General features: G+C 75.5%; 15 protein-coding genes. 3 read left to right on the forward strand and 12 right to left on the reverse strand.

Going from position 1 to position 16,811, the window contains the following annotated elements; genetic code table 11:
• The 4 genes from ACZ50K_RS14760 to ACZ50K_RS14775 all read right to left on the reverse strand — a co-directional run.
• Positions 1–233 (reverse strand): carbamoyl-phosphate synthase domain-containing protein (locus ACZ50K_RS14760; RefSeq protein ID WP_468902460.1); only part of this gene is annotated, 233 nt, incomplete at its 3' end.
• A gap of 22 nt (positions 234–255) precedes the next feature.
• Positions 256–1,467, reverse strand: a complete 1,212-nt coding sequence (locus tag ACZ50K_RS14765; protein ID WP_468902463.1) for a sedoheptulose 7-phosphate cyclase — start codon at positions 1,465–1,467, stop codon at positions 256–258.
• A 133-nt stretch (positions 1,468–1,600) separates the two neighbouring features.
• The gene (locus tag ACZ50K_RS14770) at positions 1,601–2,680 is read right to left on the reverse strand and encodes an MFS transporter (protein WP_468902466.1); all 1,080 of its coding nucleotides are present in this window, start codon (positions 2,678–2,680) and stop codon (positions 1,601–1,603) included.
• Complete coding sequence (locus tag ACZ50K_RS14775; RefSeq protein WP_468902468.1) at positions 2,638–2,874, reverse strand: hypothetical protein; 237 nt, start codon at positions 2,872–2,874, stop codon at positions 2,638–2,640. The genes ACZ50K_RS14770 and ACZ50K_RS14775 overlap by 43 nt, the downstream gene beginning before the upstream one ends.
• A 389-nt stretch (positions 2,875–3,263) precedes the next feature.
• On the opposite strand from ACZ50K_RS14775, the gene ACZ50K_RS14780 reads away from it, so the two are divergent.
• Together ACZ50K_RS14780 and ACZ50K_RS14785 are read left to right on the forward strand one after the other, a co-directional pair.
• The gene (locus ACZ50K_RS14780; RefSeq protein WP_468902471.1) at positions 3,264–5,000 is read left to right on the forward strand and encodes a carbamoyltransferase N-terminal domain-containing protein; all 1,737 of its coding nucleotides are present in this window, start codon (positions 3,264–3,266) and stop codon (positions 4,998–5,000) included.
• A 160-nt stretch (positions 5,001–5,160) separates the two neighbouring features.
• Entirely contained in the window at positions 5,161–5,337 is a 177-nt protein-coding gene (locus ACZ50K_RS14785) for a hypothetical protein (RefSeq protein WP_468902473.1), read from the forward strand.
• An 87-nt stretch (positions 5,338–5,424) separates the two neighbouring features.
• On the opposite strand, the gene ACZ50K_RS14790 is transcribed toward ACZ50K_RS14785, so the two are convergent.
• The 8 genes from ACZ50K_RS14790 to ACZ50K_RS14825 form a co-directional block, all read right to left on the reverse strand.
• The gene (locus tag ACZ50K_RS14790; protein ID WP_468902475.1) at positions 5,425–5,589 is read right to left on the reverse strand and encodes a hypothetical protein; all 165 of its coding nucleotides are present in this window, start codon (positions 5,587–5,589) and stop codon (positions 5,425–5,427) included.
• 121 nt (positions 5,590–5,710) lie between these two features.
• Entirely contained in the window at positions 5,711–6,226 is a 516-nt protein-coding gene (locus tag ACZ50K_RS14795; protein WP_468902478.1) for a DUF4232 domain-containing protein, read from the reverse strand.
• Between the two features lie 319 nt (positions 6,227–6,545).
• Positions 6,546–7,757: a lanthionine synthetase LanC family protein gene (locus ACZ50K_RS14800; protein ID WP_468902480.1), complete on the reverse strand. Its 1,212-nt coding sequence runs from the start codon at positions 7,755–7,757 to the stop codon at positions 6,546–6,548.
• On the reverse strand, positions 7,754–10,921 hold the full coding sequence (locus ACZ50K_RS14805; protein WP_468902483.1) for a lantibiotic dehydratase: 3,168 nt from the start codon (positions 10,919–10,921) through the stop codon (positions 7,754–7,756). Before ACZ50K_RS14805 ends, ACZ50K_RS14800 begins: the two co-directional genes overlap by 4 nt.
• Before the next feature lie 100 nt (positions 10,922–11,021).
• On the reverse strand, positions 11,022–11,195 hold the full coding sequence (locus ACZ50K_RS14810; RefSeq protein ID WP_468902485.1) for a hypothetical protein: 174 nt from the start codon (positions 11,193–11,195) through the stop codon (positions 11,022–11,024).
• Between the two features lie 123 nt (positions 11,196–11,318).
• Positions 11,319–12,242: an oxidoreductase gene (locus tag ACZ50K_RS14815; RefSeq protein ID WP_468902487.1), complete on the reverse strand. Its 924-nt coding sequence runs from the start codon at positions 12,240–12,242 to the stop codon at positions 11,319–11,321.
• Positions 12,243–12,420: 178 nt separating this feature from the next.
• Positions 12,421–13,752 carry an MFS transporter gene (locus ACZ50K_RS14820; protein ID WP_468902490.1) on the reverse strand — a complete coding sequence of 444 codons (1,332 nt, stop codon included), beginning with the start codon at positions 13,750–13,752 and terminating at the stop codon, positions 12,421–12,423.
• Positions 13,749–15,284, reverse strand: coding sequence for an alkyl sulfatase dimerization domain-containing protein (locus ACZ50K_RS14825; protein ID WP_468902493.1), 1,536 nt, complete (start codon positions 15,282–15,284; stop codon positions 13,749–13,751). The genes ACZ50K_RS14820 and ACZ50K_RS14825 overlap by 4 nt, the downstream gene beginning before the upstream one ends.
• A gap of 168 nt (positions 15,285–15,452) precedes the next feature.
• Between ACZ50K_RS14825 and ACZ50K_RS14830 the strand changes: the two genes are divergently transcribed.
• The gene (locus ACZ50K_RS14830; protein ID WP_468902496.1) at positions 15,453–16,769 is read left to right on the forward strand and encodes a PucR family transcriptional regulator; all 1,317 of its coding nucleotides are present in this window, start codon (positions 15,453–15,455) and stop codon (positions 16,767–16,769) included.
• Positions 16,770–16,811: the final 42 nt, after the last annotated feature.

Consider the following 16,811-nt stretch of genomic DNA (forward strand, 5'->3'; position numbering starts at 1 on the left):
GGGTCCTCGTCGTTCACACCGGTGTTGCCCACGTGCGGGGCCGTCATCACCACGACCTGACGGTGGTAGGACGGGTCCGTCAGGGTCTCCTGGTAACCGGTCATCCCGGTGGAGAACACGGCCTCGCCGAAGGTCTCCCCCACGGCCCCGTAGGCACGGCCGCGGAAGATCCGGCCGTCCTCCAGGACGAGTACGGCGGGAGCTTTCACAGCTCCCCTGGTGGAGGTCGTCATCGCTCCTCGCCTTCCGTCGGGCTCAGGCGGCCATGCCGACGGGGCGCGCGGCGCACACGTCGGCGAGGCGGGTCAGGGGGTCGCGGTCGAGGGCGGCCATCACGCGGGCCGCCTCGTCGATCTCCGCCTCGGTGACGTCGTCGACGAACTCGGTACGGCCGATGTCCGTCAGCAGCGTCAGGTACTGGTGGTTGTCCCGGTGCCGCATGGTGTCGGCCAGCGCCCGCCGCATCACCGCGGGATCACCGAACATGGGGTGGGAGGGTGCCAGCCCGATCCGCCGGACCGTGTCCACGATCCGCTGGAGGTCCCGCAGCCCCAGCCGCCCCCGATGGTGGGCCAGGACGGCGCTGAAGACGCAGTCCACCGCCACCGCCTCGCCGTGGTAGAGCTCGGGCAGGGCGTTCATCTCGACGATCGGCGAGAACGTGTGCCCGTAGTCGACGATCCGCTTCAGATCGGTCTCCCACAGGTTCTTCTGCAACTCCTCCGCCATCCCCGCGATGGCCCGGTGCATCACCGTGCGGCCCGGCCGGAGCGCACGGGTGTCGGGGCCCGAGTCCTGGAGCCGTTCGGCGACCAGCGTGGGCCCGTACTCCTCCAACAGCCCGAACAGCTCCGCGTCCTTGATCAGCGCCATCTTCAGCGCCTCACCGAGACCGCTGCGCACCTGGCGCGCGGGCACCGAGGCGATCAGGCCGCGGTCGATGAGCGTCCGCGGGGGCGGTGCGAAGGTGCCGAGGCGGTTGCGGCAGCCCTCGTAGTTCACACCCGTCTTCGCCGACACGCTGCCGTCGATCTGGCAGAGCGGGGTGGTGGGCACCCGGACGTACGGGATGCCGCGCCGGTACAGGCTGGCGGCCATCCCCACCACGTCCTGGACGACCCCGCCGCCGATGGCGATCGGCGGGGTGCCCCGCCGGTCGGTCCCGATCGCAGTGAGCCGGGACGCGACCCGGAGCACCTGGTCGAAGGTCTTGTGGGCGTCACCACCGGGCAGGGTCAGGTACTCGACGCTCGTCCCGGTCCGGGTGAAGTAGCGGCGGATCCGCTGTCCGTAGATCTCCTCCACCGTCTCGTCCATCACCACGAGCCGGGTGCCGCCGGGGCTTCCCGCGCCGTCGGGCTGTCTGGCGAGCTCGGGGTTGTCCGGGTCGAACAGGTCGGTGGTCTCGACGATCTCGTAGTCGTAGCGCCTCGTGGCCGTCATGGTCCAGCGGTACGGCTCGGTCATGGTCCGCTCCATCCTGTGGGGGGAGGGGCCTTCGGGCGGCCACCTCCGTCCTGTCACGTCGTGAGTCTGTTGCGCGCGCCGGGAGGGTGCTGTCGGCCGATCGGACCAACCGGGGAACGACAGGAGACCGCCCTCATCCCCGGACGCCCGGAGCGGCGAACACGGTCCGGAGCTCCGCGAACGTGCGGTCCTTCGTCTCCGGCACGTAGCGGCGCAGCAGTACCAGGATCAGCAGGGTGATCACGGCGAAGAACAGGAAGGCCCCCGCCAGCCGGTCCGCGGACGCCGGGCTGCCGACGACCACCGGGAACAGCAGGGCCACCGCCAGGTTCACGGCCCAGGTCCCGGCGAGCGCACCGCCCGACACCCGGGCCCGCAGCTCCGGGGGCAGGACGTCGGCGAACAGCACCCAGCTCAGCGGACCGGCGGAGAACGCGTAGCAGGCGATGTAGCCGAGCACGGCGGCGACCGTCAGGGCCCCGGCCGCCGCCACGTCCACCAGCTGGAAGCAGGCCGCCGCCCCCAGGGCCAGCACCATCCCGGCCAGCCCCGCCGACAGCAGCGGCCGCCGCCCGTGGCGCCGGATCAGCGCCAGGGCCACGAAGGACATCAGTACGTTCACCACGCCCACGGTCAGGGCCGCGGCCCGCGCCCCCGACGCCCCCGGCAGGCCCGCCGAGGAGAACACCAGCGTCGAGTAGTAGACGACCGCGCCGACGCCCACGATCGGGTTCATCAGCGCCGCCCCCACCGCGATGGCCAACGGCCGCCGCAGTGCCGGATCGGCCGCACACCGCCATACGGACCGGTGCGGGGCCCGGCGCGCGCCCGACAGTACGGCCAACTCGGCGGCGGCCTCCTCGCGACCCCGGGTCGCGCCCAGCACGGCCAGCGCCTCCGGGACACGCCCCCGGGCCACGAGGTCCCCCGGAGCCTCCGGCACCCGCAGCGCCGCCAGCCACAGGGCGGCGCAGGCCAGCGCGTTCACGGCGAACAGCCACCGCCAGCCGCCCTGGCCGGCGGGGCCCGCACCGAGGGCCAGGGCGGCCAGCATGGCCACCGCGATCGACACCTGGTAGGCCGTGACCAGGGACCCGCGGGTACGGGCCGGGGCGAGGTCCGCGACCAGCACGGGCCCGACGGCCGAGGCCACCCCCATGGCCAGACCGATCAGAAACCGCCCGCCGGTGAGCACCGCCGCGCCCGGGGCCACGGCACACAGCACGGCCGACAACGCTCCGAGGCCCCGGCCAGACCGAGGATCCGGCGCCGGCCGATCCGGCCGGTCAGCACCCCGCAGCCCAGACTCCCCACCAGCGCCCCGACCAGTAGCGCGCTGACCACCACGCCCTGGCCGAGCGCGGACAGGCCGAACCGGTCGGCGATGACGGTCAGGCTCTCGTTCATGGTGGAGATGGACACACCGATCAACGCCCCGGCGGACACGGCCACCGCGAGCGTACGCCGGTGCGCGCGCACCGGGGCCACGGGCCGGGGCCGCCGCACGCCGGCCGCATGCCGTGCGGCTCGTCCTCGTCGCTGAACCAGAACAGATACGGGCACCGTGGAGGTCCTTTCGCGCGGACAGGAAGGCTCACGGCGACGCTAGGACGGCCCCGGAGCCGCCCGCGTCCTCCCTTCGGACCCGGGAAGGGAGGAACCCCGCCCGCAGGCCCCGTGCCTGTCCTCCGATACCTCGACCGGTTGGGGGAACCGCGCCCGCCGGGTCCTCCCTACGGTGATTCCGCCGGTGGCGCCCTCCACCACCACCCACCCCCCACGTGAGAGAGACGTCCATGCTGATCTGTGGAATCAAGATGACGCACGACGGCGGCGTAGCCGTCATCGACGGGAACCGCCTCGCCTTCAGCGTCGAGATGGAGAAGATCGGGAACCGTCCGCGCTACAGCCCGCTCGACGACCTGGCGCGCGTGGAGGAGGTCCTGACGGACGAAGGGGTGGACCTCGCGAGCATCGACCGGTTCGTCATAGACGGCTGGTTCGCAGACCCCGCGACCGGACTCTCGGAAGTACCCGTCCGCGACGGCGGCTGCACCCTGAGCCTGCCGGTGGCCCCGTACGCGGACGAGATGGTCGTCAACGGCTACCGGGGCGAGGACCCGCTGCTGCGCCGGCACCTCACCGAGCACAGCTTCTCCCGCGGCACCGAGGGCTACTCCAGCTACCACCACTCCACCGGGCACGTCCTCGGCTCGTACTGCGCCAGCCCCTTCGCCGCCCGCGGCGAGGACGCCCTCGTCCTCACCTGGGACGGCGGGGCGACCAGCCGGCTCTACCACGTGACGCCGAACCCGCCGAAGGTCACCCAGACCGCCGTGGTCCTGCCCTTCTCGGGGCACATGTTCTCGATCCTCTGCTCCGCCCTGGAACCCTTCCAGATCAAGAACCCCGCCCTGATCGTCGAGGACCCCAACGACCCCGAGGTCCAGCTCGGCATCCTCTCGGTCGCCGGGAAGGCCATGGCCTACGCGGCCCTCGGCACCGTCGACGAAGCGCTCTTCGGCACCTTCGACGAGCTCCTCTCCGGAGTCACCCCGACCAACGACGCCGTCGAACTCGTCAAGCAGGTCCTGCACATCCGGGAACGCCTCGTCACCGAACGGGACGCCCTCTTCCCGGGCATGACCAGCGCCGACATCATCGCCACGCTCCAGTCCTATCTGGGCCGGAAGATCCTCTACGAGGTGGCCGTGCAGGTCCGCCGGCACTACCCGACCTCCCGGCCCAACCTTGCCCTGGCCGGCGGCTGCGCCCTCAACATCAAATGGAACAGCAAGCTCCGCGCCTCGGGCCTGTTCGCCGAGGTGTGGGCACCGCCCTTCCCCAACGACTCCGGCGCCGCCATCGGCGCCGCCGCCTGCGCCATGTTCGCCGAGTCCGGACACACCCGGCTCGACTGGGACGTGTACAGCGGCCCCCGGCTCACGCCCGCCGGACCGCCCCCGGCGGGCTGGCGGGCCGCCCCCTGCGACGAGGCACAGCTGGCGCGGCTGCTCGCCACGGAAGGGGAGCCCGTGGTCTTCCTCGCCGGCCGGGCGGAGATCGGCCCCCGCGCCCTGGGCGGACGCAGTCTGCTGGCCCCCGCCACGGACGTCCGCACCCGGGACCGGCTCAACGAGGTGAAGGGCCGCGCCGGCTACCGCCCGGTCGCCCCGATCTGCCTCACCGAGCGCGCGGCGGAGGTCTTCTCGCCCGGCACCCCCGACCCGTACATGCTGTTCGAGCACCGGATCCGGCCGGAATGGGCGGACCGCGTGCCGGCCGTGGTCCACCTCGACGGCACCGCCCGCCTCCAGACGGTCGACGCCGACGCCGGAACCCCCGTCTCCCGGGTGCTGACGGCGTACGAGCGGCTCACCGGCATCCCGGTGCTGTGCAACACCAGCGCCAACATGAACGGCCGCGGGTTCTTCCCCGATGTGGCGACCGCGGCCGAGTGGGGCCGCCTCAACCACATCTGGTGCGACGGCACCCTCTACACCCGCAACGAGCGGGTGACCTTCACCGACTGAGGCCACGACTGAGGCCACGACCGCCCCGCGCCCCGCGTCCTTCGATCGTCCCCCCTCCGGCCGGACCGTCCGCCCGGGGGACCGATCGAAGGACGCGGGGCGCGGCCGGTCCGGGGTGTCCTGGGGGGACCGCGTATCCCGCCTCACCGGAGAAGCAACCATGAGCGACACGACCATCCGCACCCGGAACAGGAACACCGTCGACATCGACGCGCGACTGATGCCGATGACCCTGCCCGTCCTCCCCGTCGAGGAACGGGGGTGCTCCTGCAACTTCTGCTTCACGGTGAAGGAGACCTTCGTCGAGCCGCCGGTGCGCCCCGGCGACCCGGCCTGAGCCGGACCTCGGCCCGCACACCGGTACGCGTCTCGGCCCGCCACCCCGAACGGGGCGGCGGGCCGAGACGTACGCCGGAGGGAAGGCTCAGGACCGGCCGTCGCCCTTCACGCCCGGCGCCCGGCGGACGAAGGACACCCGGGAACAGGGCTGGCACAGCAGCGCCGGCCGCCGTGTGGCGGTCACCGGGACGGCACGGAAGGCGAGGTCGGACAGACCGGAGAGTGCGACGGTGCGGGCGTTCTGGTTCATGGCTCCTCATTTCTGGTTGTTCCTGGTCCCCGGCTCCCATGGCCCGGATCGCCCACCAGGCTAGGGACGGCCCCGTCGCCCGGGGGTCGTCCCAACGGGGGAGAACCGGGACGAGCCGGGGTCAGCGGGCGGGTGCGGCCGACACCGGGCCGACGGTGAACTCCCCGCCGCACACCCGCAGCGGCACGGACACGTACTGGGAGCCGTACAGGCCGGGCGGATAGACCCGCAGGCCGGAGGCCTCGGGGCGGCAGCGCCCGCCGCCGGTCGTGCCGTCGGCCGTGGTCACGGTCGCGGTGCCCGTCGCCCCCGGCGCGAGGACCACGTTGACCGGCCGCGCACCCGAGTGGGCGGCGGGCGGCCCGATCTGCCGGCCGTGCGCGTCGACGGCGCTCACTCCGGGAAAGCCGGAGAGGCTGCAGGCCGTGTCCGTGGCGCTCTGGAACCGCAGCGGCAGGTGCAGCTGACCCGCTCCGGGGTCCGGCCGGCCGGCGGTGACCGCCACCTTCCCGTCGGTGCACGGGGAGGGTGGCCGGGCCCCGGCCCAGGCGGAGCCGGTGGCGACGTATCCGAGCGGCAGCAGGACGGCGGCCGGCAAGCAGAGGGCACGCAGGACGAGACGGCGGTACCGGTGCATCGGAACTCCTACGGGACGGGGTGCGGGAAGGGGAGGTGACACGGGGTGAGGTGCGGGACGGGCGGGGGCCCGCCCCTTCCAGCCCAGCACCTGCCGCCGCACCAGCGGGTCCTCCGGTCGGAGGAACCACGGGGCCACGTTCTCCAGCGCCGCGACGGCCCGTGCGGCCTCGGCCGGCGGGAAGACCCCGCTCACCGACCCGGAGAGGTCCAGACGGCCCCGGTGCAGGAGGCCGACGAGCTCGGCGAGATCCTCGTGTCCCTCGTGTCCCTCGTGTCCCTCGTGTGGTCCAGCGAGCCGCTCTGTCGGTCAGGCGCGGTTACGAGGTGAGCAGCAGGCAGTCCCATGGGGTCCGGGTCGGGCGGGACGGCAGGCCGGCGTACTCGGCCAGGGCCAGTGCCGCGCCGCAGGTGCCCGTGAGGAAGCCGGGATCCGTCCCGCGATCCTCCCCGAGGAGCCGTACGGTCCGGTCGGCGGCCCGTTCCGCCGGCTCCGCGCAGCGGGCGCGCAGCGCCGCCAGGAGCACCCCGGCGGTGCCGTGGCAGAGGCCGGGCCCCCGGGTGTCCCAGGACCCCGGGGCCCGGTCCGCGAGGGCCCGGAGGGAGGCGCGGCCGGCGGCGGCGTGCCGTGACTCCCCGACGGCGCGGGTGGCCAGGTCCAGGGCCCGGGCGATGCCCGGCGCTCCGTAGCACCAGGCGTCACGGCGCCCGCCCCGCCGCGGTCCGTCGGGCGCCCGGGGAGGCCAGGAGGGGCCCGCCCGGTGGTCGAGCAGCCAGTCGGCGGCGATCTCGATCGCGTCCCGCTGGCCGGGTACGGACACGCCCCGCGACTCGGCGAGGGCGAGCAGGGCGAGCGGCCCCGCGATGCCGTGGGCCATACCGGTGTCGGACGGGAACCCGAACCCCAGGCCTCCGTCCGCAGCCGATCCGGGCGTTGGGCCGGACCGGCCGGCCCGGTCCGGTGAGCCGTCGAGGAGCATCCCGGTCAGCCGGGTCAGCGCCGCCCTCAGCCCCGGAGCCGCCTCGGCGGCCCAGCCGCCTTCGGAGGCGGCCAGCAGCAGCCGCCCGAGGCCCCCGAGGCCGCGGACCACGTCGTACACCGGGGGCGGGAACGGAGGCGGTCCGTCCTCCGCCGCGAGCGCCTCGGCCCGGCGGGACAGCCAGCGGGTGCCCTCGTGCAGCGCGTCCGTGGGCACCGTTCCCGGCGGCAGGTAGCCGGCCCCGACGATCAGTGAGGCGGCGAGCCCGCCGCGCCCCCGGAACACCCCGTCCACGGCGAACGGTCCGGAGCGGTCCAGGGCGGCGGCGGCCGCCGCCCAGTGGGCGAGTGCCCGTGGTGTTCCGGCCGGGTCGACCGTGCTGAGACGGGCGTGCAGCAGCGCGGTCCCCGCCAGCCCGTCGCCCAGGGAGTGGACCCGGACGGCGGGCAGGGCCCGGGCGACCTCGGCCGGATCGGCGAGTGCGGCCGCGACCGTCAGGGCGGCCGTGGCGGCGTCGGTGGCGGAGGCGGTGCTGCTCCGCGTGCCGGTCACGGGGAAGGGTGCGCGGCGGGCGGCCGCCGGTTCAGGGCGTCCGAGGCGAGCGAACGCACCAGGTGCTCCGTCGCCGGATCCGGGCCGAGCAGCCGGTTCACGTGCAGGTGCACGAGGTCCGAGGCGCAGAGCTCCAGGACGCCGGGAGCCGCGGGGGCCAGGGGGGTTGCCGTGGCCGTGCGGTGCGCCGCCGCCGCGACGAGTGCCGTCCCGTAGGCGGTCAGGGCGGTGTCGCGGGCGGCCCAGACGGCGCGGAGGTTCGCGGCCCCCGACCCGGCGACGACCGAGGCCGCCGGTTCCGGCAGGAGCCCGCGGAAGGGCTCCCGGAGCGATTCGCGGCGGCGGCGCGCGTCGCGGCCCAGCGCTGCCGTGGCGACGGCTCCCGGCGAGCCGCCGGCCACCCGGCGGGCCACGGACACGGCCCCCGCGGCGGCCAGCAGGATCCGCAGGTCCTGCGCCTCGCCGCCACCCGGCGGGGTCAGGCGCAGGACCGCCAGGGCCAGGTCGCTGTCGGCGGTGAACACGGCTTCGGCGGCGGCCAGGCAGGCGGGCCCGCCGTACCGCTCGACCTCCGGGACGTAGGCCTCCCACCGTGCCGGGCCGGCCAGCCCGCCGGCCCGCAGTTCCTCCGCCCAGCCGTCGGCCGCCGGCCGCACCACCGACTCCAGGGCTTCGGGGCGGCCGTGGAACCGGACCCTGAGGTGGGGGCCGAGGCCTGGGGTCGCGTAGCGGATCCAGAAGCAGCGGACGCCGGGCCCGGGCCCGGGCGGCAGCCCGGCGAGGCGGTCGCCGAGCCTGCGGAGCGCGGCGTCCTGGCGGGCTTCGGGCACCCGGACGGCCAGGGACAGCCATCCGCCGGCCTCTCCGCCCGGACCCCCGTCACCTGCGGGCCGGGGTTGTCGCCGGGGCCGGGTGCGGGGCGCGCAGCGCGGATCGAGCCGGACAGGCTCCTCGCCGGACCCGGACCCGGACCCGGACCCGGACCCGGACCCGGACCCGGACCCGGACCCGGACCCGGACCCGGACCGGGCCCCCGCGCGGTGCAGCGGGACCACCAGTTCGAGCAGGTGGCCACCGTCCGGCCCGCGTACGACGGCCGGGTCGGTGGCCGCGCCGAGCGGTTCGAGTACGGCCCGCACCCCGTGCCGGATGCGGGTGCGGAGGATCTCCCGGTCGCGGGGGTCGTCGAGGTCCAGCGGCAGCAGACGGTCCGCCTCCTCGGCCGTCACCTGCCGTGGCGGGGCGGGCCGGGTGTCCGTGCGCCAGCTGTCGAGCCGGGCGGCGAAATGGGCCGGCCGGTCGGCCGCCGCGACGAGGGCCGTGGGGAGCGTCCAGCGGGCGGGGGCGAGGATCACCTCCCGGTGACGGACCCGCGGGGTCGAGGGCAGCCCGTCGTACGGCCCCCAGGACCAGGTGCGCCAGGGCCGGGTTCCGGTGTGGCCGAGGAGGCGGAGCAGCCGGACCGGGGTGGGCAGGAGCTCGGGGACGAGGTGGTGCGGGACGAGGGGGACCACACGGCGCGCGTGCCGGGGCGACCAGAGGACGAGCCGCCGCCCGTCGGAGGCGAGGTACAGGTCCGCGGGGGTGAGGTCACCGGGCCGTGGCGGCACCCCGACGGCGATCCGGGGACCCGGGCCGTCGGGCGCGGGCGCGAGCGCCGCCGCCGCCGGGTCCAGCGGCCGGCAGACGACGGGGGCCACCAGCACTCCCGGAGGATCCTCGCCGGTGCCCTCGGCGCGGGCGGCGGGGGCGGTTCCGCGCGGGAGGAGGCCCAGCGCGGTGAACCGGGCCGCCGCGGAGCCGGCCTGCTGGGATCCCGAGCCCGGGCAGACGGCGAGCCGTAGCGGTCCGGCCCCGTCGCGGACGACCCGGACGTGGATCTCCGCCGAGCTCGGCGGGGGTTCGCCGCCGGGCGGGGAGAGCCGGTCGACGAGCTCCTCGGTGAGCACCACCTCGTTCTCCGGGCCGTGCCGCGCGACGAGTTCGGCGAGGGCCGCCGACCGGGCGGGCGAGGCCTCGGCGGTGGCCCCCAACCCGTCGCCGGGCTCCGGCGGACCCAGACCCCCGGAGGTGTCCAGTACCTCGCCCAGGCGGACCATCCGGTGGATCCCGTACTCCTCGACGAACCGCCGGTGGTAGTCGGCCAGCGGCGGTCGGGTGTCCGCCGTACGCCACAGGACGCCCGCTGCCTGCGCGGCCTGCTCGGCGAGCCGGGCCGGCAGGACGATCCCGGCGTCGGCCCGGGTGTCGGCCACCAGGGCCCACCCGCCCGGCTCCGGATCCTCCTCCGGAACCTGCGCGGCGACCTCTTCGGGTTGGTCCATCAACGACCGTGCCGTGCGCAGCAGTTCGAGCCGGGGTTCCGCTCCGGGCGGGTGGGTGTCGGCGGCCGCCAGCAGGTCCCGCAACCGGGGCAGGACGGACCACCGGTCCCCGGGGCGGGTGAACGTGCACAGCTCGTCGAGGGTGTGCGAGGGCGGCCCACCGGCGGTGAGATCGCACAGGAGCAGCCCGGAGCGGACCAGCTGGACCAGCAGCCGGCGGGCCGTCCGGTCCCGGAGCTCCTCGTCCTGCCCGCCGGCCTCCTGTCCGCCGGCCTTCTGCCCGGCCATCAGCCCCCGCAGGAGGCCGAGCGGGGCGGAGGCCGGAGCGCCGCCCGCGCACGCGTCGAGCAGTGTCCGCGACACCGTGGTGTCCCGGACGCTGTGCACACCGGCGATGCCGCCCGGCGGCGCGCACTCGACCTCGAACCTGCCGTCGACGGTGCGGATCGTGTTGTCCGTGGTGAGGGTGGTGCGGTCGAAGACGTCCGGGTCGTCGAGCATCCGGTCGGCCACCCGCGCCAGCCAGCGACCGCTCGGCGCGGTGACGGCCCGGTGCGCCACCCCCGACTCCAGCCGCTCCGGGGAGGTGAAGCGGACGGGGGCGACACCGCTGAACACACCGCTGGGGGTCGGGCGGGTGCGCGAGCGGATCTCGTACGAGCGCAGCGACCGGGCGCGGCCCGCGCGGCTGCCGGGCGGTTCCGTGCCGAGCAGGTCCGGGGAGGCGAGGAAGAGCGCCTCCTCCAGTACCGCCGCCCCGTCCTCGGGGCGCGCCCCGAAGGGCCGCAGCGGGATCCGGGCGAAGGCGCCGGGACCCGGTTCGAACACTCGTCGTCGCATGGCGTGCCGGTCCTGTTCCTCCGGAGGAGCCGGGGGCCCCGGGCCGCCGTCGGCGGCCGCGGGCCGCTCGCGCCCGCCCGGCTCCCCCGGAGGGCGGGTCCTACCGGGCGTCCACCCGGCGGCGGTCCGAGCCGGGATCGGCACAGCCGGTGGTCATCCAGTCGGGAACGGACAGGTCCCGGGCCGCGGCACCTGCGGGATCGGTCGAGCGGGTGACCGCAGAGTCGATGCGGGGGTCGAAGCGGAAGGCATCGGCCAGGTCGTGTGCGCTCATCGGAATCTCCTCTCGGCCCGCCGGGCGGGCGGGACACTCGGTGTTCGTACGTCCGCCACGCTAGGAGCGGGCGACCGGAGACTCTGTCCTCCGTTCGAACGGCGCCCCGGACGAGGAGGGGGGTCAGCCCGCCCAGCGGACCCCGGTCAGCTCCTCCGAGACGGCCCACAGCCGTGCCGCGGCCTCCCGGTCCCGGGCGGACTCGGCCAGGGACTGGAGGGCGGGTCGCCCCTTCAGCCTCCCGGGCCCCGTCGGGCCGTAGTACTGGCCGCCGAGGACCTCCGGGTCGGTGGCGGCGCGGACCACGCTCCAGGCACCGCGGTCCTTCCCCTGGGCCAGCAGTGCCAGCGGCGCACCGCGCAGTCTGCCGAGCGGACCGGGCTCCCACAGGGGCGGCCGGGCCGGAGTCAGTCCCTGCACGGCCCAGCCGGGATGCGCCGCCACACTGCGTACGCCGCTCCCGCCGGGGCTCGCGCGCAGCCGCCGGTCGAGCTCGGCGGCGAAGAGCAGCACCGCCAGCTTGGACCTGCCGTAGACGGCCATCGACCGGTAGCCGGTGCGGCTCTGCAGATCGTCGAAGTCCAGCCGGGCCCGGGTGTGGGTGAGGCTGCCCGAGGAGACGATCCGGGCGTCGTGGGTGAGGGTCGGTGCCAGCAGCAGGGTCAGCGCGAAGTGCCCCAGATGGTTCGTGCCGAACATCAGCTCGAAGCCCTGGGCGGTCTCGGCGCGTTCCTTCGAGGCGGTGACCCCGGCGTTGTTGACCAGCAGGTCGACGGGTCCGGTGGCGGCGAGTTGACCGACCGCGCGCCGGACGGAGTCCAGGTCGGCGAGGTCGAGCCGCAGGTCGGAGGCCTGGGCCCCGGGCACGGCCGCCCGGAGCGCCGCGAGCGCGGTCCGGGTGCGCTCCGGACTGCGGCCGGCCAGGACGACATGCGCCCCGGCGCGCGCCAGTTGCTCGGCCACGTGGTAGCCGATTCCGGCGTTGCCCCCGGTGATCACGGCGGTGCGCCCGTCCTGTCTCGGGACGATGCGGGGATCCCAGGTCATGGGGCTGCTCCTTTCACTGTCCGGGCCGGACAGCCCCGGTCCGTTGGAGGACGGCGGCCCGGGGGCCGCTCGCGCCCGGGACCGCCGTCCATGAGCCACACCCTAGGCAGCGCGCCGGCCGGGCCCTGTCCTCCGATCGGTCCACCCCGGGGACAGACCGCACCCGCCGTCGTACGGCCTACGGCACGGCCGGCGGGCCGTCGTCGGGCACCCCGAGCCGCCGCGCGTCCCGTTCGGGCCGCAGGAAGCGGGTGGCGAGCGCCCCGGTGAACGCGAGCAGGGCAGCGGTGAGCAGCCAGGCCCGCTCGTATCCGGTGACGGCCGCCGGGGCGGCGTCGACCACCCGGCCCAGGACCACGGGGGAGAGCACCCCGCCCACCGAGGACAGGCCGACCACGACACCGAGGACGGCCCCCCGCCGGTCGGCCGGGGAGAGCCGGGCGCAGACCGTCTGGCCGATGGTCATCATGGGCACGCACAGGGCCATCGGGCCGCACATCATCGGCAGTTTCAGCCAGGAGGGCCCGGCCGCGAACAAGGCCACCGCCGCGGCCGATCCGAGCATCAGCAGCCCGGCGCCCGCCCCGTCGGGCAGCCGGCCCGGGCGCCCGCCGCGCGCGGCGGCGCGGCGGGCCAGCAGGCCGTGTCCCAGCAACACGGCACCGCTGGCCAGGGATCCGGCCGCCACCGCCAGCCCCGTCGCACCGGAGGACCATCCGAGGGCGGTGTGCAGGTAGTCGGGCACCCAGGTGAGCTGTGCGCTGATCTGCCAGTAGACGGCGAAGCAGGCGAAACCGGCGGCGAGCACGCTCGGCGAGAGGAGGATCCGGCGCAACGAGGGCCCGGCACCGGTGCCCGCGCCCGCACCTGCGCCGGCACCGGTGGCGCCCCCGCCGAGCGGAGGGGCGAGCGGTCCCTCCCGGCCGCGCACGGCCCACAGCGCCGCCCACCCGAGCCCGGCCAGTCCCACGACCCCGAAGGCCCACCGCCATCCCCAGTCGGCGATGACCCAGATCAGGGCCGGTGCGGCCAGGGCGACGCCCACCGCCGCGCCGGTCAGCAGCACCGCCGTCGGCAGGGCCCGGTCCCGCTGGGCGAACCATCCGTACAGGTGGTGCGCGGCCACCGGGGCCGCAGGCCCCTCGGCGGCCCCGAGCAGCACCCGGGTGGCGATCAGCATCCCCAGCCCGGCGGACGGCCACAGCATCGGGAGTTGGGCCGCCGACCAGGCGAGCGCCATCGCCAGCAGCAGGACGGTGCTGCGGACGCGCCGGGTCAGCAGGGAGACACCGATCGCGGAGAGCGAGAACAGGGCGAAGAACGCCGCCTGCGCCGTCCCGAACTCCCGTCTGCTGAGCCCGAGTTCGGCCATGATCTCGGGCCCGGCCAGGCCCAGTACCGCCTTGTCGGCGAAGTTGACCACCATGAACAGCAGGAGCAGCCGGGTGGTCGGCCAGGCGCCGGGGGAGTGTGTGCCGATCCGCGCGGCCTTCTCGCCGACCGTCCTCAAAGTGCCTCTCCACCGACGGAACCGCCGCCCGCAACGCCCCTCGCGATACCGCTCACCGCACCGGCGTCGGCTCCGGCGTGGGCTCCGGCGTGGGATCCGGCGTGGGCCCCGGCTTCGGCCGTGTCGTCCGCGGTGCCCGGGCCCTCGTCCGTCAGGCCCACGCCGACCCGGCCCGCCGCCCACCCGGCGCCCTGCGGGGTGCGGGCCAGTTCGGTCGCCACGTCCGTCCCCTCCACCACCGCGGAGGACTCCGCCGACGCCCAGGAGAAGATGCCGCGGGCCATCGTCGAGGTCTCCCGCGCGGCCCGGCGGGCGTACACCTCGGACCGCACCCGGGCCACCTCCTCGTCGGCCGGAGCCGCCAGCGCCGCCGTCTCCGCCAGGTGCGCGGCCAGCCGCAGCCGGCCCTCCGCCAGCAGCCCGGCCGCCCGGGCGGCGAGCACCCGCGCCCCGCCCGCCGCGGCGGCGAACTCGGCCGCCACCTCCGCCTCGGGCGCGGGCTTCAGATGGGCCGGGTTCTGGTCGTACCAGCCTCCCCACAGCCGCCACAGGTTCCGTACGACGAACTCGGGCTCGTCGTAGGCCGGCCGCAGATAGGGCTTGGCCAGCAGGGCTCCGGGCACGCGCACCCGCCGGACCACCTCGTCCAGCCGCAGTCCCTGGTTCATCAGGTCGCGGGTCTGGTCGCAGAGGGTCTGGAGCAGGACGGCGGTGTCCATGAGCGCGCCCCGCACCCGGTCCGCGCCGACGATCGGCACGCCGTGGCCCGGCAGCAGGATCTCGGCGCCCAGGCCCGCCATGGTCCGCAGGGCTGCCGCCCATTCCTCCGGATACCGCTGCGCCTTCTGCGGGTTGCCCGCGTTCGGGGTGTTCCAGATGAACAGGTCCCCGGTGCACAGCACCCGCGACTCGGGCACCCACACATAGGTGTGGTCGTCGGTCTCGCCCCGCGCGTGCACCAGCTCGAAGGTCAGCCGCCCCCACCGCAGGGTGTGACGGGTGCGGTAGGTGGTGTCCGGGTAGCGGTAGTCCGTCGGCCAGTCGAGCCACGGGACGCCGAACTGCCGCCGGTTGATCCAGGAGTTGTAGCCGGCGGTGCGGCGGTAGCGGTCGAACCGGTCGGCCACGGCCTCATGGGCCAGGACCTCGGGACGCCGGCCCTCCTCGTCGAACGGGCCGAGCCCGCCGATATGGTCGACATGCCCGTGCGTGAGGACGGCGGCCACCACCGGGTCGCCGGAGAAGTTCCTTACCGCCGTGTGCCGTTGGGCGGCGGAAAGCACGTCGCCGGTGTCGACGAGGACCAGGCCGTCACCGGTGTCGAAGACCACCGAGTTCGCGAACCCCGGGCAGAAGCCGACCTCTTCGCGCAGCCGGATCAGATGGTCCCCGCCGTACACCCCGGTGAGTTGGTCGTTCAGATCGGCCGCCCCGTGCCAGACGCGGTCGGCGTAGGCGAGATAGGCCGCGGACCGGTCGGGCAGGGCCGGGCCCTCGGGGAGCGGCTCGGGAGCGGTGGCTGCTGCGGTCATGGTCCTGGCTCCTTCATCTGCGGCTGGCTCCGGCACCGGTGCTCGCGCGCCCGCTCCGGTTTCGTACGGTGAGTCTCGGCGCCGGGGCGAGGACACGGCACCCTTCCGCGTCACTCCCGGCGCGCCCGGTTAGGGTGACGCGTCATACCCCCGGCTCCTGGAGGGCACGTGGTCTCCGAGGCCGCCCGCGCGCTCGCGGCACGCTGCGAACGCCACGCGAACGCCCTTGCGCGCAGGCTGAGCAGGGAGGTCTTCGACAGCGTCCCCGGGTACGCGGAACTGCCCGCGGACATCAAGGACCTGGAGATCGCGGCGACGGTCCGGCACGGCGTACGCCTCTTCCTGCGCGGGGTGGCCCGTCCGCCCGCCGACCCCGACGGGTACCGGCTCTTCCTGGAACGTGCCGCCCACCGCGCGGAGGAAGGGGTTCCGCTGCATCTGCTGCTGCGCACGTACGCCCTCGGGGTGCACGGGCTGTGGGAGGTGATCCGGGAGGAGGCCCGGCCGGCGGAGGCCGGCGCCGTGGCCGAGCTCGTCGATCTGCTGCTCAGGGCACAGACCGAGGTCGTCGGGCTGGTGACGGAACGCTATCTGGAGGAGAGGGAGGCGCTCGCCGCGGAGCGGGCGTCGGCCGGAACACGGCTGGTGCACCGGCTGCTGGACGGCGGGCTCGGCCCGGAGGACGTCCGGCAGGCGGGCGCCGACCTCGCCGGCCCGCTCCTCGTACTGGCCCTGGGCGTCGACCCGGCCGCTCCCGCCGGCGGTCCGGTCGCCCACCGGCGCCGACTGCGCGGGCTGCGAACCGCACTCAACCGCATCGCACTCAACCGCATCGCACTCAACCACATCGACTTCGGCCGCATCGATTTCGGCGGCGATGCACTCGACCGGCCACCGCGTGCCGGCGCCACCGCCGGACCCGGTGCGGCAGCCGGCGGACTGGTGCTCCTGGCCGAGGAACCGGAAGGCGGGGCCCTCGCCGGGCGGGCCGTGCTGGCCGGCTGCGCGGAGGTCCCGCCCGGACTCGCCGTACGGCTGTCCGAGGGATACGGCTCCCCGCTGTACGTCGCCGCCGCGCACGCCGCCGATCCGACCGGGGTACCGGAAGCCGCACGGACCGTGACGGAGGTCGTACGGATCGCCCGCGGGGGCGGTCTGCCGGTCGACCGGGTGCACCGGCTGGAGGACGTCCTGCTGGAGTTCCACCTGTCCCGGCCGGGACCCGGCAGCGACCACATCGCCGGAGTGCTGGACCCGGTCGGGCACCGTCCAGAGCTGCTGGACACGCTCCGGTGTCATCTGGAACTGCGGCTGGACCGACGGGCCACCGCCGCCGCGCTCGGAGTCCACCCGAACACCGTGGACAAGCGACTGGCCCGGCTGACCGCCCTGACCGGACTGGACCTGTCCTCGCCGCGCGGTACCGCCCTGGCCCTGGCCGCCCAGCTGCTCAGGGAGACCCGACGGCCCGCCGACGGCGGCTGAACGAGGAGGAAGCCCGGCCCCGGCCCGGCCGTACACGCCCGG

This window comes from Streptomyces sp. NPDC033845 (genome assembly GCF_055576225.1).

Bases quoted from the DNA above. Each gene is read 5' to 3' on its own strand.
- ACZ50K_RS14775 (WP_468902468.1), bottom strand. From the start codon at position 2,874: ATGAACGAGAGCCTGACCGTCATCGCCGACCGGTTCGGCCTGTCCGCG.
- ACZ50K_RS14810 (WP_468902485.1), bottom strand. From the start codon at position 11,195: ATGAGCGCACACGACCTGGCCGATGCCTTCCGCTTCGACCCCCGCATC.
- ACZ50K_RS14805 (WP_468902483.1), bottom strand. From the start codon at position 10,921: ATGCGACGACGAGTGTTCGAACCGGGTCCCGGCGCCTTCGCCCGGATC.
- ACZ50K_RS14785 (WP_468902473.1), top strand. From the start codon at position 5,161: ATGAGCGACACGACCATCCGCACCCGGAACAGGAACACCGTCGACATC.
- ACZ50K_RS14795 (WP_468902478.1), bottom strand. From the start codon at position 6,226: ATGCACCGGTACCGCCGTCTCGTCCTGCGTGCCCTCTGCTTGCCGGCC.
- ACZ50K_RS14780 (WP_468902471.1), top strand. From the start codon at position 3,264: ATGCTGATCTGTGGAATCAAGATGACGCACGACGGCGGCGTAGCCGTC.
- ACZ50K_RS14765 (WP_468902463.1), bottom strand. From the start codon at position 1,467: ATGACCGAGCCGTACCGCTGGACCATGACGGCCACGAGGCGCTACGAC.
- ACZ50K_RS14790 (WP_468902475.1), bottom strand. From the start codon at position 5,589: ATGAACCAGAACGCCCGCACCGTCGCACTCTCCGGTCTGTCCGACCTC.
- ACZ50K_RS14825 (WP_468902493.1), bottom strand. From the start codon at position 15,284: ATGACCGCAGCAGCCACCGCTCCCGAGCCGCTCCCCGAGGGCCCGGCC.
- ACZ50K_RS14815 (WP_468902487.1), bottom strand. From the start codon at position 12,242: ATGACCTGGGATCCCCGCATCGTCCCGAGACAGGACGGGCGCACCGCC.